General features: G+C 66.7%; 16 protein-coding genes. 1 reads left to right on the forward strand and 15 read right to left on the reverse strand.

The window, feature by feature from the left end; all coding sequences use genetic code 11:
- Positions 1-51 precede the first annotated feature (51 nt).
- From CFB24_RS12330 to dapF, 13 genes are all read right to left on the reverse strand, one after another.
- Positions 52-1,131, reverse strand: a complete 1,080-nt coding sequence (locus CFB24_RS12330) for a hemolysin family protein (RefSeq protein ID WP_088520914.1) — start codon at positions 1,129-1,131, stop codon at positions 52-54.
- Positions 1,132-1,133: 2 nt separating this feature from the next.
- Positions 1,134-1,622 carry an rRNA maturation RNase YbeY gene (ybeY, locus tag CFB24_RS12335; RefSeq protein ID WP_088520915.1) on the reverse strand — a complete coding sequence of 163 codons (489 nt, stop codon included), beginning with the start codon at positions 1,620-1,622 and terminating at the stop codon, positions 1,134-1,136.
- Positions 1,619-2,641, reverse strand: a complete 1,023-nt coding sequence (locus CFB24_RS12340) for a PhoH family protein (protein WP_088520916.1) — start codon at positions 2,639-2,641, stop codon at positions 1,619-1,621. The genes ybeY and CFB24_RS12340 overlap by 4 nt, the downstream gene beginning before the upstream one ends.
- A gap of 1 nt (position 2,642) precedes the next feature.
- The gene (miaB, locus tag CFB24_RS12345) at positions 2,643-4,052 is read right to left on the reverse strand and encodes a tRNA (N6-isopentenyl adenosine(37)-C2)-methylthiotransferase MiaB (RefSeq protein ID WP_275936868.1); all 1,410 of its coding nucleotides are present in this window, start codon (positions 4,050-4,052) and stop codon (positions 2,643-2,645) included.
- A gap of 93 nt (positions 4,053-4,145) precedes the next feature.
- Positions 4,146-4,928: a lysophospholipid acyltransferase family protein gene (locus CFB24_RS12350; RefSeq protein ID WP_088520918.1), complete on the reverse strand. Its 783-nt coding sequence runs from the start codon at positions 4,926-4,928 to the stop codon at positions 4,146-4,148.
- A 48-nt stretch (positions 4,929-4,976) separates the two neighbouring features.
- A complete protein-coding gene (gene rimI, locus CFB24_RS12355) occupies positions 4,977-5,477 on the reverse strand; it encodes a ribosomal protein S18-alanine N-acetyltransferase (RefSeq protein ID WP_088521019.1) in 501 nt (166 codons plus the stop codon).
- Between the two features lie 11 nt (positions 5,478-5,488).
- A complete protein-coding gene (gene tsaB, locus CFB24_RS12360; protein WP_088520919.1) occupies positions 5,489-6,181 on the reverse strand; it encodes a tRNA (adenosine(37)-N6)-threonylcarbamoyltransferase complex dimerization subunit type 1 TsaB in 693 nt (230 codons plus the stop codon).
- Between the two features lie 17 nt (positions 6,182-6,198).
- Entirely contained in the window at positions 6,199-6,759 is a 561-nt protein-coding gene (locus CFB24_RS12365) for a NifU family protein (RefSeq protein WP_088520920.1), read from the reverse strand.
- A gap of 102 nt (positions 6,760-6,861) precedes the next feature.
- Complete coding sequence (trpS, locus tag CFB24_RS12370; RefSeq protein ID WP_088520921.1) at positions 6,862-7,896, reverse strand: tryptophan--tRNA ligase; 1,035 nt, start codon at positions 7,894-7,896, stop codon at positions 6,862-6,864.
- A gap of 204 nt (positions 7,897-8,100) precedes the next feature.
- Positions 8,101-8,370, reverse strand: coding sequence for a hypothetical protein (locus CFB24_RS12375; protein ID WP_088520922.1), 270 nt, complete (start codon positions 8,368-8,370; stop codon positions 8,101-8,103).
- A gap of 63 nt (positions 8,371-8,433) precedes the next feature.
- Positions 8,434-9,537, reverse strand: a complete 1,104-nt coding sequence (locus tag CFB24_RS12380) for a hypothetical protein (RefSeq protein WP_088520923.1) — start codon at positions 9,535-9,537, stop codon at positions 8,434-8,436.
- A 92-nt stretch (positions 9,538-9,629) separates the two neighbouring features.
- Positions 9,630-10,868, reverse strand: coding sequence for a tRNA (N(6)-L-threonylcarbamoyladenosine(37)-C(2))-methylthiotransferase MtaB (gene mtaB, locus CFB24_RS12385; RefSeq protein WP_088520924.1), 1,239 nt, complete (start codon positions 10,866-10,868; stop codon positions 9,630-9,632).
- A complete protein-coding gene (dapF, locus tag CFB24_RS12390; RefSeq protein WP_088520925.1) occupies positions 10,861-11,745 on the reverse strand; it encodes a diaminopimelate epimerase in 885 nt (294 codons plus the stop codon). Before dapF ends, mtaB begins: the two co-directional genes overlap by 8 nt.
- A gap of 103 nt (positions 11,746-11,848) precedes the next feature.
- On the opposite strand from dapF, the gene CFB24_RS12395 reads away from it, so the two are divergent.
- A complete protein-coding gene (locus tag CFB24_RS12395) occupies positions 11,849-12,490 on the forward strand; it encodes a GyrI-like domain-containing protein (RefSeq protein ID WP_088520926.1) in 642 nt (213 codons plus the stop codon).
- Positions 12,491-12,520: 30 nt separating this feature from the next.
- Here CFB24_RS12395 and leuB read toward each other — a convergent pair whose 3' ends face one another.
- The gene (gene leuB / locus CFB24_RS12400) at positions 12,521-13,627 is read right to left on the reverse strand and encodes a 3-isopropylmalate dehydrogenase (RefSeq protein ID WP_088521020.1); all 1,107 of its coding nucleotides are present in this window, start codon (positions 13,625-13,627) and stop codon (positions 12,521-12,523) included.
- Positions 13,628-13,769: 142 nt separating this feature from the next.
- On the reverse strand, positions 13,770-15,287 hold the full coding sequence (locus CFB24_RS12405) for a porin (RefSeq protein ID WP_088520927.1): 1,518 nt from the start codon (positions 15,285-15,287) through the stop codon (positions 13,770-13,772).
- Between the last annotated feature and the right edge of the window lie 21 nt (positions 15,288-15,308).

Genomic DNA, 15,308 nt, shown 5'->3' on the forward strand with positions numbered 1-15,308 from the left:
CCGAATCGATTTCGACACTAATGCAAAAAGCGCGGCGGTTGGCAAAATAGCTTACGTTTCGTCGTCGGCGCCCCGGCTGCGAACCGTCTCGACCGCGCTGACGCGAATCTTGAGTTTTTTCAACCGGCGCGGGTCGGCGTCGAGAATGTCGAATTCGAACGTCTTGTCCGGACAGGCCACCACTTCGCCGCGAATCGGAACCCGGCCGGCGAAAGCCGTCGCGAGGCCGCCGATCGTGTCGACCTCCTCCTTTTCGCCGTAGCCGGTGAGATCGAGGCCGGTGACCTCCGCCGCGTCTTCCAGCCCGACGCGGGCGTCGGCGATGAAGACGCCGGGCGCGACCGCCTCGATCTTCGGGTTCTCGTCGAGATCGTGCTCGTCCTCGATGTCGCCGACGATCATCTCGACAATGTCCTCGATCGACACCAGCCCGTCGGTGCCGCCATATTCGTCGATGACCAGCGCCATATGGGTGCGCGTGGCCTGCATCTTGACCAGAAGGTCGAGCGCGGGCATCGACGGCGGCGCGTAGAGGACGGGACGCAGGATGCCCGCGGTCTCCAGCCGGACCGAAAGATCGACGCGCACGAATTGCGGCCCTTTCGGCGAAAGCGCCCCGACTTTCCCGGCGTGCTCTTTCCTGTTCTGGGCCTGCCCGTCCCGCTCTTTCCCGTCCTGGACCTGCCCGTCCTGCGCCGGCCCCCCTGGCGAGGCCAGCGCCTTTTCGGCCGACGAGGCGACGTAATCGACGAAATCGCGGATGTGGACCATGCCGCGCGGGTCGTCCAGCGTTTCGCCATGCACCGGCAAACGCGAATGGCCGGCGGTGCGGAAGGTCGCCAGCGCGTCGCTCAGGCGGGATTCGATGGAGATCGCGACAATATCGGCGCGCGGCACCATGACGTCGCTGACCTTGAGATCGTGCAGCGCCAGGACGTTTTTCAGCATCTCCCGTTCGTAGGGGCTGAAGTCCTCCGAGATCGCGTCGTCGTCCAACGCATCCTCGATATCGTCGCGGATCGAGGCGCCGGACAGGCCGAACATCGCCCGCAGGCGCTCGACGATGCTGCCCCGGCTCGAACTTCGCTCGACCACATTGGATTCGTCACTGTCGCGTTCCGGCGCGGCCATGATCAATGCCCCTCGGGGGTTGAAAGTTCACGATAGGGATCGGCGACGCCCATGCGCGCGAGCGCGCGCGTCTCGTCGGCCTCCATCGCCTCGGCTTCCTCGTCGGTCTCGTGGTCGTAGCCCAGCAGATGCAGAAAACCGTGGACGACCATGTGACGCAGATGGTGCTGCAGCGGCTTGCCCTGCTCCGCGGCCTCGCGCGCCACCGTCTCGTAGGCGATGGCGATGTCGCCAATCCCATGCGCGGTTTCGAGCGGCTCCGGCCCCGGAAAGGACAGCACGTTGGTCGGCTTGTCCATGCCCCGGAACTGCGCGTTCAGCACGCGGATGCGGGCGTCGTCGCAGAGCAGCAGGCTGACTTCGGCGCCCTCGCGCAACTCATCGCCGGTTTCGGAGAGAACGGCGTCGAGACATTGCCGGATCAGGCCGTCGAGATCGGCGACCTCACGCCAGCTCTCGCATTCCACGCTGGTTTCTATCGACAGGTTCATGCCGGCGCATCCTTGCCGCCGCGATTGGGCGGCTTCCGCTCGGAGGATTCGTAGGCCGCGACGATGCGCCGCACCAGATCATGCCGCACCACGTCGGCCTCGGTGAAGGTCACATGGCCGACGCCTTCCAGGCCCGACAGGAGATGGATCGCCTCGCTCAGGCCGGATTTCTGCCCGGTGGGCAGATCGGTCTGGCTGGGATCGCCGGTGACGATCATCCGCGAGCCCTCGCCCAGACGGGTCAGGAACATTTTCATCTGCATGGTCGTGGCGTTTTGCGCCTCGTCCAGCAGGACGCAGGCGTTGGACAGGGTGCGCCCGCGCATGAAGGCGAGCGGCGCCACCTCGATCATGCCGGTCTGCATGCCGCGCTCGACCATGCGCGGATCCATGAAATCCTGCAGCGCGTCGTAGATCGGCCGCAGATAGGGATCGACCTTTTCGCGCAGGTCGCCGGGCAGAAATCCCAGCCGCTCGCCCGCCTCGACGGCGGGGCGCGACAGGATCAGGCGCTCGACGACGCCCTGCTCCAGCAGGGACACCGCATGGCCCACCGCCAGCCAGGTTTTGCCGGTGCCGGCGGGTCCGGCGGCGAACACCAGTTCGCGCCGCTTCAGCTCGCGCAGATAGAAATCCTGCGAAGCGGTGCGGGCGCGCACCCCCTTCTTGCGGGTCGAAACCTGCTCGAAATTGGAGCGCGACGCCGGCGCTTCGCCGGGAAACAGGCTGCCTTGCAAGGCGCATTCCTCGATGGCGCCATCGACGTCGCCGAGCGTCGCCGGCTGCCCCGCCCGCGCCCGGTCGAACAGGATTTGCAGCACGCGCTGCGCGCGGCCGATCGCGTCCGGCGCGCCCTTGATGACGACGTGATTGCCATTGGCGTTGAGCGAGACGTTCAACCGCCGCTCGATGCGGGCGAGATTTTGGTCGTAATGGCCGAACACCATCGAGGCCGTGCGATTGTCGTCGAGCGACAGCGTCTGTTCGGATTCGGCGAGCCGATCGGAAGGCGCGGGCATGTCAGGCCGCCCCCACGGTTTCAGGCGCGGCCAAACGGCCGAACAGGGAATTCGAGCCGCAGCGGACGATTTCGACCGGCGCCTCCCGCCCGATCAGCCCGGCCCCGCCCTCGACCTGCACCGGCTGCAGATAAGGCGATTTTCCGGCGACCTGGCCCGCGTGGCGCCCGAGCTTCTCGAACAGGACGGGCGTGACCCGGCCGACCATGGCGGCGTTGAACGCCTGCCGCTGCGCCTCGACCAGCGCCTGCAAGCGATAGAGCCGCTCGGTCTTGACGGCCTCGTCGACCTGATCGGCGAGTTCGGCCCCCGGCGTGCCCGGCCGGGGCGAATATTTGAACGAGAAGGTGGAAGCGAACCCGACCTCGGCGATCAGATCGAGCGTGGCCTGAACATCGGCCTCGGTCTCGCCGGGAAAACCGACGATGAAGTCCGACGACAGCGCCAGATCGGGGCGCGCCTTGCGGATTTTCTCGATCAGCCGGACATAGTCCTCGGCGCTGTGCCGGCGGTTCATCGCCTGCAGGATCGCATCCGAACCCGACTGCACCGGCAGGTGCAGGAACGGCATCAGCGCCGGCAGATCGGCGAAGGCCTCGATCAGGTCGTCGGTCATGTCATTGGGATGGCTGGTGGTGAAGCGCAGCCGCGCCACGCCCTCGATCCGCGCCAGCCGCCGCAGCAGCCGCGCCAGCGTCCAGTTCTCGCCGTCTTCTCCAAGCCCATGATAAGCGTCGACATTCTGCCCGAGCAGGGTGATCTCGCGCACCCCGGCGCGGGCCAGAACCTCCGCCTCCGCGACGATCCTGGCGACCGGGCGCGAAACCTCGGCGCCCCGCGTATAAGGCACAACGCAGAAGGTGCAGAACTTGTCGCAACCTTCCTGCACGGTGAGAAAGGCGGCCACGCCGCGCTCGCGGATTTTCGCCTCGCTCGGCGACGTCAGATGATCGAACTTGTCCTCGACCGGAAAATCGGTGTCCACGACCGGGGCGTTAAAACTCTGGCGCACCAGATCGGGCAGGCGGTGATAATTCTGCGGCCCGACCACCAGATCGACCGCGCGCTGCTTGCGCAGAATCTCCGCGCCTTCCGCCTGCGCCACGCATCCCGCCACGGCGATGCGCGTCTCCTGCCCCAGACCGGCGCGCTCCTGCTTGAGCTGACGCAGCTTGCCCAGCTCCGAAAACACCTTTTCGGCGGCCCGTTCGCGGATGTGGCACGTGTTCAGGACGATAAGGTCCGCCTCTTCCGGTTGCGCGGTTTCCTGATACCCCTCGGGCGCCAGGACGTCGGCCATGCGCGTCGCGTCGTAGACGTTCATCTGGCAGCCGAAAGATTTGATGAACAGTTTCTTCGGCGCGGTCGCCTCGTTCGCGGCGGGATCGGCGCCATCGGATGCAGGTTTCAAAATCTTGGAACGTCCTCGGAAGAGAGCCTCTCCGTCTTATAGCCGATTTCGCTTTTTTCGATAAGAAGCGCGGCGCAAATTGTTGCCGGGCTTTCAGGACGCCATCGACGCCGCCAGACGCCGGACGCGCGCCTCGGTCTCCAGCGCCACCGCCTTGCGGTCGGCCTCGGCGCGATAGTCGAGCGCCTCGCCAAAACGCACGCGGCACTCGACCGGCGCGTGCTTGAGCAGGGTCCAGATATGCGGCGCCAGATCCGCGTCGCCATACCAGGCGAGCGCGCGCCGCTCCTCCGCGTTCAAAATCTTGCCGCGCGCGGCGACATAGGCGATGGCGGCGGGCTGCACGGTCACGGCGGCGACCTCGGGATAGAGCCGCAGCAGATCGCGCGCGGACGCGAAAAGCGACGGCTTGAACGCCAGCACGTCGGCGCCGTCGCTGGAGGTGCCCTCGCCGTAAAGCAGAACATCCTCGCCCGCCTTCATCTTTGCGGCCATGGCGGCGTTGACGCGGGCGACGTCCGACCGGCTCTCCCGCTTGACGAAAATCGTGTCCTGCACGCGGGCGAAGGCGCCGAGAATGGGCCAGTCGGCCACTTCGCTCTTGGCGACGAAACAGGGCGTCTCGCGGCTGGCGAACACCAGAATGTCGCTCCAGGACACATGATTGGACACGATCATGCGCGGCTTCGGGCCGAGCGGCGCGCCCTCGAACACCACGCGCAACCCAAGCAGGAAGCACATGGTTTTCGCGAAAAACGGCGGGATGCGCGCGGCGAGCCTCCAGCCGCGGCGGCGCGCCAATCGTTGCAGCGGCGTGCCGATGACATAGAAAGCGACGAGGGCGAGGATCAGCAGACAAGCGCGAAAGTAAGCCATAGCGCCCGTTAGGCGGGGATCATTACAGTTTTATGACGCCCGCCCGGTTCAGCCCAGGTTTCTGCGCATCACCAGCGCGTCGGCCCGGGCGCCGTCGGCCCGCGCATAATAGGCCTTGCGCCGGCCGACCTCCTCAAAACCGTTGCGGCGGTAGAGCGACAGCGCCGCTTCATTCTCGGCGTCCACCTCGAGAAACACCATGGCGACGCCCCGCGCCGCCAGCCGCGACAAATGGTCCAGCAGCAGGCGCTGGGCGCAGCCGAACCGGCGCAAGGCCGGCGCGACGACGACGGTCAGCACTTCGGCTTCGTCGCTGGCGACGCGCGACATCAGATAGCCCGCAAGCCCCCATTTGGCGTCCACGCCCACGCTCAGGCAGGCGGGATCGCTCAACAAGGCCTCGAATTCGCTGGCGCTCCAGGAATGGGCGAAGCCGGTGGCGTGAAGGGCGGAGCAATCGGCGGCGTCCCCGACCTTGAGCAGACGCGGAAGGCCGAAATCCGGCTTGCGCCGCAACAGTTCCGGGATTTTCAGGTCCGGGATCTTCATTTCCGGGATCTTCATGGGGCCGCGCGCGCGAGAACCGAAGGTTTTGTGGACCGCGTGACGTCGGGCGCCTTGAGATAGAGCGGCCGCGCCGGCGCGGTCTGCGGATCGGCGGCGATCCCCAGTTTGGCGACGGCGGCGATATCCGGCCAGGGATCCCGCTCGGCGACGGCCAGATCCTGGCCCAGTTCCTTCGCCGCCTCGCGCAACGCCTCGGCGCCGCTGCCGACGGCGACGACCTGGCCGGCGCCGAGCAGGCGGCAGGCGTCGGCGATGCCAACGATTCGCGGCGAGGCCAGAACGCGGCCCCGCGCGGCGTAGGCGGAGAAATAGACATTGCCGTGCAGGGCGTCGATCGCCGCCGCGACGATCTGCGCCTCGTCGGAAAACAGCAGCGGCGCGGCCAGCGCGGTGAGGGCCGAGACGCCGACCGCCTCAACGCCACAGGCCAGGGCGATGCCGCGCGCCGCCGCCACCCCGATGCGAATGCCGGTGAACGAGCCGGGTCCGACGGTCGCCGCGACCCGGTCAAGCGACGCGAAACCGCCGTCGACCTGCGCGGCGACGCGCTCGATCATCGGCATCAGGGCCTCGGCGTGGCCCTTCTGCATCGGAACGGTTTCGCGAACCAACGCCTGCGGCGTCTCGCTGTCGAAGACGCCGACGGAGACCGCCGGCAGCGATGTGTCTATCGCCAATATGCGCATGAGTCGGAAACCGAACCTCAGACTTCTTCGACAGATTTGACCTGAGGAAGAAAATGACAGATCAGGTTTTGAATGCCGCGTTTCAAGGTCGCCGTCGACGACGGGCAGCCCGAGCAGGCGCCCTTCATCTGCAAATAGACGACGCCGTCCTTAAAGCCGCGAAACACGATGTCGCCGCCATCGCCGGCGACGGCCGGTCGCACGCGCGTTTCCAGCAGATCCTTGATGGCCTCGACCGTCTCGGCGTCCTCGGGGGCGAATTGCTCCGCCGACGTCTGGCCCGACGCGCCGGCCTCGGCCGACAACACCGGCCGTCCCGACAGGAAGTGCTCCATGATCGCGCCGAGAATCGCCGGCTTGAGGTTCTGCCAATCCCCCTCGGATTTGGTGACCGAGATGAAGTCCGACCCCAGGAACACGCCGCTGACGCCTTCGATGGAAAACAGCGCCTGGGCGAGCGGAGACACGCCGGCCTCGTCCGGCGAACGCAAATCCCACACGCCCTCCTGCGCGACGGACGCGCCGGGGAGAAACTTCAAAGTGGCGGGATTGGGCGTGGCTTCGGTTTGGATGAACATATCGGGCCTCCGGAATCAGCCGGTTCAAGGCCGGCGACGGGATGCTGTTAAGATAGGGTCAAAGCGAGGCAAGGGAAGGGAAAACTTCGTTCCCCCGCCCCCTCAGCGCAAAAGCCCCACAATATCCTTGACCTGGTTCATGATCGGCTGCGCGATGGCTTTCGCGCGCGCGCCGCCTTCGCGCAGCACCTGGTCGATATAGCCGGGGTCGCCCTCCAGCCGGCGCATTTCCGCGCCGATCGGGCCGAGCTTGTGGATGGCGAGATCGGCCAGCGCCTGTTTGAACGACGAAAACTGCGCGCCGCCGAACTCCAGCAGCACCTTTTCCGCCGCGACGCCGGACAATGCCGAATAAATGCCGATCAGGTTTTCCGCTTCCGGGCGCCCCTTCAAGCCTTCCAGTTCGGTCGGCAGCGGCTCCGGATCGGTCTTGGCCTTGCGGATCTTCTGGTTGATGGCGTCGGCGTCGTCGGCGAGGCTGATGCGCGAAAATTCCGACGGATCGGATTTCGACATTTTCTTCGTGCCGTCGCGCAGGCTCATCACGCGGGCCGCCGGCCCCTGGATCAGCGGCTCCGGCAGCGGGAAGAAGCCGCCGTTATGGCCCTGGGCCGCGATCGATTCGGCGTAATCGTTGTTGAATTTCTGCGCGATGTCGCGGGTCAGCTCGACATGCTGCTTCTGGTCCTCGCCCACCGGCACATGGGTGGCGCGATAGAGCAGAATGTCGGCCGCCATCAGCGTCGGATAGGCGAACAGGCCGATGGAGACGTTCTCCCGGTCCTTGCCCGCCTTGTCCTTGAACTGCGTCATGCGGTTGAGCCAGCCCATGCGGGCGACGCAATTGAACACCCAGGCCAGCTCCGAATGTTCGGAGACCTGGCTCTGGTTGAAGATGATGTTTTTGACGGGATCGACCCCCGACGCGATATAGGCGGCGGCGATGCGGCGAATCGCCTCGCGCAGTTCGCCGGGCGCCTGCGGCATGGTGATCGCATGCAGATCGACCACGCAAAACAGGCATTCATGCGTCTGCTGCAGCGCGACAAACTTGACGATGGCCCCGAGATAATTGCCGAGATGCAAATTACCAGTCGGCTGGATGCCGGAAAACACGCGTTCGGGGAAGTTCGCCATGACAGGACCGCACAATCTGAAACTTGCGGTCTTATGGCCGTCGAAGACCCGACTGGCAAGGGGCGATCGCGCGCGGCCGGTTTTTGTCAGCCGGAAACGCCCGTCGCGCGCCCCGCGCTGCGCGGATATGCCGCGCGGCCCGGAGCGGCGCGCGCCGCTCCGCTTAACCGCCGGATCTCCCGCGCGAATCGCTTGAGCAAATCCTCAGCGCGGCGATTCGCCGATGGGTTCGCCCGGCTGGGGCAGCAGCCCCTGATGAAATTCGTCGCGCCGCGCCGCGCCGCCGGGGGCGCCATAATTCAGCCGGGCGCTGTCGACGACATAGCGGTTTTCCGTCCCGACCGGGACGACATTGCCCGACTCCAGGAAACTGCGGTGCTTGCGCACCTGGATTTCGTGGCTCTGGGCGACGGCGGAGCAGGCCCCCAGGCCAGCGACGGCGATCGCCAGGATGAAAAAGGATTTTCTGCGCATGGGATACTCCTGCTGATTGGCGCGAGTCTAACGCCTGAAACGGGTCCGCGATAGCGGCGCCGGCTACTTTCTTCGGGGCGAATCGGCGCAGGCGCGGCTTTTCCGGCCGCTCGCCGCGCCGAAGAAATCGGCGAGCGCGCGATCCTGACCGGCGGAGACCAGATCGAGCCGATCGACGGCGCAAACGAGATCGGCGGGGCTGAGAGCGTCCTCGCCGGCGCCGCACATGAACCCGCCCATGGTCAAGGCCGGCGTCGCGATCTCCAGGCGGAAGCCCCGGCAATTCGCCCGCCTCACGCCCTCCGGCCCGGACAGCTCCAGCCCCCCCGATTCGAGATCGCCGAATCGCGTCGGCAAGGCCTGCGGCAGCTCGACTTCGGAGACGCCCAGCCCGAGGACCGAGGCGCGGCGCGCCATATCGACAAAATAGGGAGAGGCGGCGACATCCTCGGTCCCGTGACGATAGACGCCCAAGCGCAGGAACGGCTTGACGCCGCCGAACTGGCCGAAGGTCAGCACGTCCTCGCGGCCGCCGCCGGCGGCGTGACGGCGGGCGCTGTAAAGCGGCGGCGCATGGCCGAACAGCGGCGCGGACAGATCGAACAGCGGATAGGGCTTGGCGATCTCGACCCAGGCGACGGGCCGCACCCGCGGCGACGCCGGCTCGGCCGGTTTCGGCCAGTCGCGCAACAGGCCCTGCCCCGCCAGCAGCAGCAGCGCGCCGAGCAGGCCTTTGAGCGCGAGGCCGCCATAGGACGACAGCAAGCCCGACAGCAGGACGGCCGGCGGCCTGAGCGCGCCGTCGAGCGCGAAAGCGGCCCGCCCCGCCGCATAGGCGCCCGACGCCAGCGGATGAACCGCCTCATCCTCCACCGGCGCCGGAGCGGGCGCGCCCCGCGCTTGGGCGGCGATGTCTTCGCGATGTTCGCTGGCGAGCCGGTCAACCCATTCGGCGGACGCGGGCTTGCGGGCTGTCCGCTCAGCCCGAACCGCCTGCGGCTCCGGCGGCCGTCCCGCCTCGCTCCAGTTGCTCTTGATGTCCAACCCGAGTTCGCGCACCCGCGCGCGAAGCGTGTCGATATGGGCGCGCTCGCGCCGGCGCGGCTTTTCCGCGACAAAGAGCGGAATGTCTCCGCCGCCGCCGCCAAATGTCGTGCTGTCCGCCATGTCCTTCGCGCTCCGAAACCCGGACAATTTGCCTCAAAGGGCCGGAAATGCCGTTACCGGGCGCGGAGCTTCTGGATTCATGATGAATCGGATTAAATGTCGAGCGAACCGGCGGAGACGCCGACGACTTCGGCGGCGAACAGATGGCCGGGCGCCACGCCCGGCGTTTTCGCCGGGGTGAAATCGGCGGCCCGCCCCATGCCGCCGCGCTCGGCGAGGATCTGAACCCGTCGGCCGACCTGCCGGCCGAGATGGCGCGCGAGGGCCAGATCGCCGGCTTCGCGCAGGGCGGCGGCCCGCGCCTTGACCGCACTGGACGGAACCGGCTTCATCCGCGCCGCCGGCGTGCCCGGCCGCGCGGAAAACGGGAAGACGTGGAGGAAGGCCAGGCCGCAGTCCTCGACCAGGGCGCGGCTGCGCGCCGCCGCCGCCTCGGTCTCGGTCGGAAAACCCGCGATCAGATCGGCGCCGAACGCCATATCCGGGCGCAACTCCCGCAACCGCGCGCAAAAATCCACGGCTTCGGCGCGGCTGTGCCGGCGCTTCATCTGTTTCAGAACGAGATCGTCGCCCGATTGCAGCGACAGGTGCAGATAGGGCGTGAGACGCTCCTCACCGGCGAAGGCCGCGAGCAGATCGTCGTCGGCCTCGATGCAGTCGATCGAGGACAGCCGCAGGCGCGGCAGGCCCGACACTTCGCGCAACAGCCGCCGCACCAGCCGGCCCAGCCTGGGCGCCCCCGCGAGATCGCCGCCCCAGGAGGTCAGATCGACCCCGGTCAGCACCAGTTCCTTGTGCCCGGTCTCGACAAAGCGGCGCGCCTGCGCGACGACGTCGTCCTCGGCCACCGAGCGCGACGGTCCCCGCCCCTGCGGAATGACGCAAAAGGTGCAGGAATGATCGCAGCCGTTCTGCACGGCGAGAAACGCGCGCGTATGGCCTTCGAGCGCCGACAGCAGCGGCGCCGGCGCATTGCCGCGCCGCGCCTGCGCAATGGCGCCGACATTTTCGCGGGTTGCGAAATGGTCCCAGGTGGTGGCGACGGTCTTTTCGGCATTGCCGAGCACATGCGCCACTTCCGGCATGGCGGAAAACGTTTCCGGCGCGATTTGCGCGGCGCAGCCGGTGACGACAATGCGGGCGTCGGGCTTTTCGCGGGCGATGCGGCGGATGGCCTGCCGCGCCTGCCGCGTCGCCTCGGCGGTGACGGCGCAGGTGTTGACGATCACCAGATTCTGTTCGCGCCCCTGCCCGGCGAGATCGCGCATGACCTCGGACTCGACCATGTTGAGGCGGCAGCCGAAGGTGACGACCTCGGGCCGCTCAGTCATCGCGCCCCGAAAAGATCGCCGCGTCGAGCGTCTGGCTGAACTCGACCTGCACCGGCCCGGTCATTTCGACGTGATCGTCGGCCTCGCGCCAATGGATCAGCAAGTCGCCGCCGGGAAGCGAAATCTTCACCCGCCGTCCGGCGCGTCCGGCGCGCGCGGCGGCGACGCCCGTGGCGCAAGCCGCCGTGCCGCAGGCGAGCGTCAGGCCGGTTCCCCGCTCCCACACTTGTAGGCGGATATGGTCGGGCGCAAGCGACTGGGCGAGCGAGATATTGGCCCGCTGCGGAAACATCGGGTCGTGTTCGAGCCTGGGGCCGATCGCCGCCAGATCGAAATCCTCGATCCGCTCCACGAAGAAAATGGCGTGGGGATTGCCCATACTTACACACGAGGCGGGCGGCAGGCCGAAAGCGGCGAGATCGACGCAAGCGGTGTCCGCCTCGCGCGCCAGCGGGATGTCGCGCCAATCGAGGCGCGGCGCGCCCATGTCGACCATATAGGCCAGCGGTCCCTCGCGACGCACGAACAGCTTGCCGGCCGAGGTGGCGAGCCGCAATTCGGTCGCGCCGGTCTGCTCGGCGAGATAATGCGCGACGCAGCGCGTGCCATTGCCGCAGGCGGCGGACAGCGAGCCGTCCTGATTGAAAATGGTCATGAACGCGGCTTCGCCGGCGTCGGCCGCGTCACCCAGCACCATCATCTGGTCATAGCCGAGGCCCGGCGCGCGCGCGAGGGCGCGGGCGTCCTCGGGGCGGGGCAAAAAGCCGGCGCCGCGCAGGTCCAGCACGAGAATGGCGTTGCCGGCGCCGTTCATTTTATGAACCGCGCGCCCGACCAAAGGATTTTCCGCAAAAGCGTTGGAGCGCCTGTCGTCCATGCTTGCCCGCCATTCATGTCCGGTTTAGGCCGTATATAAGAGAAAAGCCGACGCGGGGCCACCGCGTCCTGGCGCCGTCAGGATTTTTCCTTTGGAGCTTGCCATGAAGAACGGCCTTTGGGGTTATTGCGGCGCGCCGCTGTTCGGCGCCCTGGCGCTGGCCGTCGCGTCCGCTTCCAGCAGCGCGGAAACGCAAACGCCGCCGGCGCCGCCGCCTTCCAGCGCTTCCACGCCGGCCAAACCCACGGTCACCGAGCCGCCCCCCGCCGTTCCCACCGACGAATCGCTCAAGCCCGCCGATATCGCGGCGCGGCCCGCCCTCGTGCTGCACAGTTCGGCGAATTGGGAGGACGGCTACGCCAAAATCCGGGAGGCCCTGGAAAAATTGCGCGCCTCTGCGCAAAAAGCCGGCCTGAAACCCGTCGACCACGCCATGGCCGCCTTCACCGAGACCGACGACGCCGGGTTCAAGTTCGACGCGCTGCTGCCGGTCGAAGCCCCGTCGGGCGCCAAGCCGGAGCTGATCAACGGCGCGGTGCTCGCCGCCACGCCCGCCGGCAAGGCGATCAAGTTCGCGCACACCGGCAGCTACGACGACATCGACACCACCTATGACGCCATCACCGCCTATCTCGACGAGAAGGGTCTGGAGGCCACCAATATCTACCTTGAGGACTACCGGGTCGAAGGCAAGGACGCCAGCGACCAGGCGCTCAAGGTCGATATCTACGTCTTTATCAAATGAGCAGGCGGCGCTTTCGCGCCGCCCGTAAAGTCAGAGCGCCTTCTTGAGCGCGTTGGCGATGGCGTCGCCCATCGCCGAGGTCGAAACGCTCGACGGCGCGTCGCCCTTGATGTCGGCGGTGCGCAGACCCGCCGCGAGCACGTCGGCGATGGCCTTGTCGATCAGGTCGGCGGCTTCGATCAGGCCGAACGAATAGCGCAGCGCCATGCCGAACGAGCCGATCATCGCGATCGGGTTGGCGATGCCCTTGCCGGCGATATCCGGCGCCGAGCCATGCACCGGCTCATACATCGCCTTGCGCTTGCCATTGGCGTCGGCCGCGCCGAGCGAGGCGGACGGCAACATGCCCAGCGAGCCCGTAAGCATGGAGGCGACGTCCGACAGCAGATCGCCGAACAGATTGTCGGTGACGATCACGTCGAACTGCTTGGGCCGGCGCACCAGCTGCATGCCCAGGGCGTCCGCCAGCATGTGTTCGAGCTGCACGTCGGGGAAGGATTTGGCGTGGACGTCGGTGACGACTTCCTTCCACAACACGCCGGACTTCATCACATTGTGCTTTTCGGACGACGTGACCTTGTTGTTGCGCTTGCGCGCCAGTTCAAACGCCACCGCCGCGATGCGCTCGACCTCGTAGGTCTCGTAAACCTGGGTGTCGACGGCGCGCTTCTGCCCGTTCGGCAGGTTGGTGATTTCCTTGGGCTCGCCGAAATACACGCCGCCGGTCAGTTCGCGCACGATCATGATGTCGAGGCCCTCGACCAGCTCCTGCTTGAGCGAGGAGGCTTCGGCGAGCGCGGGATAGCACAGGGCCGGGCGCAGATTGGCGAACAGGCCCAAATCCTTGCGCAAGCGCAGCAGGCCCGCTTCGGGGCGCACGTCATAGGGCACATTGGCCCATTTGGGGCCGCCCACGGCGGCGAGCAGCACGGCGTCGGCGGCCTGCGCGCGCGCCATGTCGGCCTCGGAAATGGCCTTGCCATGGGCGTCATAAGCCGAACCGCCGACCAGGCCCTTTTCGAACTCGAATTTCGCGAGACCGGCGTCGGAAACGACCTTGGCGACCTTTTCGACTTCCGCCGTCACTTCCGGCCCGATGCCGTCGCCGGGAAGCAGGAGAATATTGTAGCTCGCCATCATCAGCCTCATTTTGCGGGATTTGCGGCCTTGCTAAACCCGCGCGCCCAGCTTGGCAAGAATCGCCCGGCGCAACCGGCCAACAAAAATCCCGCAGGCCGGAGCCTGCGGGACCAATTCTCTCGATATCGCTTGCGCGAGATCAGAAGGTCATGCGGAAGCCGACCATCGGGTTCCAGTTGACGCGCTCGTTCCAGTTCGCGCCGAAGCCGCCGGTCGCCGCGCTGTAGGACACGCCGCCGTAAACCTGCATGCGCTTGTTGAAGGCGTACTGGGTCAGGAAGCTGGCGACGTCGTAGTTGCCCGAGCAGTTGCCGTTGGTCGGCGTGGAGCACTTCGTCGTGCCATAAGCGTTCTGCTCGGCGTGATAATACGCGCCGGTCAGGGTCAGCTTGTCGCTGTAAGCGTAGCTGACGCCGCCCCAGAACAGGTCGATGTGCTTGGTGTGCGGGAACGGATTGGCCGTGGTGATGAAGTAACGATAGTCGTTGCCATCATAGTACGACGTGGTCGAGCTGACCGCCTTGCGATCCGTGGCGTTCGTCTGGCTGATGTTCTCATAGCCGAAGAAGCCGGTCCACTGCGTCCAGGTGTATTTGGTGCCGATCGAGAAGGCGTCGTTGTCAGACAGCGTGCCGACCAGCCAGCCGTTGGCGGCGGCGGTCGCGTTCGCGACGGACACGCCGTTGACCGTACCAGAAGCGTTCGGAATGGCGCCGAGCGCGATGGCGTCGGTGGTGTGCTGGTAGGCGCCGTCCAAGGCGAAGCCGGCGTAGGTGCCGCCCAGGTTGAAGCCGTAGGAGACGCCCTGGCTGGCGACGCCCTGCGAATCGGCCAGCGTCACCATGGCGCCGCCGTAAACCGGGCCGTAGGCGACCTTGTACTTCAAGCTGTTGTCGAGCTTGCCGGCTTCGGTGGTGCCGCCCGAGGCGAGACTGCCGGAGAAGCCGATCAGCGACAGGGCCACGGCGTTCTTCAGCGGATCGAAGTTGCCGGTGCTTTCAGCCACCATGTTGGTGTGACGGCCGAAGGTCAGCTGACCGAAGGTGTCGTTCTTGAAACCGGCGTAGAGTTCGTTGTTGAAGGGCTGGCCGCCGCGCGACGAGTCGGAGTCGAAATAGGGATAGGCGTTCTGATACTTGCCGGCGGCGCGCTGCAGCGAGCGCGGGCCGTCCAGCAGCGACAGGGTGTAGGGATCGAAGTTGGTGGTGGCGTTGAAGATGAACTTCGTGCCTTCCGCGATGGTCCAGGCGCCCTTGATGCCGACCTGGTTATAGCCGAGGCCGCCCGGCATGAAGCGGAAGCCGCTGTTGTGCTGGTTGTTGCGCGAGCCGAGATAAGCTTGGCCCTGCGGCACGGTCTTTTCCAGATCGGTGGCGTGGGCCATCCAGCCGGCGCCGAAGTCGAGCGCGCCGAAGATGGTGACGCCGTTCCAGCTGATGTCGCGCGAGTCGGTGAGGAACGCCAGCGCGTCGCCGGTGGTCACGAACGCGTCGAGACGGCTCGGGCCTTCCACGGCCGGGCCCTTGACGACGGGAGCGGCGACCGGGGCCGGAGCCTTGGCGTGCTTGACCTTCTTCGTCTTCGCCTCGGCGGACACGGCGCCGGCCGCGGTCACGAGCGCGGCGATCGCCACCGCGGTCATAAATTTGCTTTTCATCTCCGTCTCCAATCTTTTTGG

The organism is Rhodoblastus acidophilus, from assembly GCF_900187365.1.
Lineage (GTDB): Bacteria > Pseudomonadota > Alphaproteobacteria > Rhizobiales > Beijerinckiaceae > Rhodoblastus > Rhodoblastus acidophilus.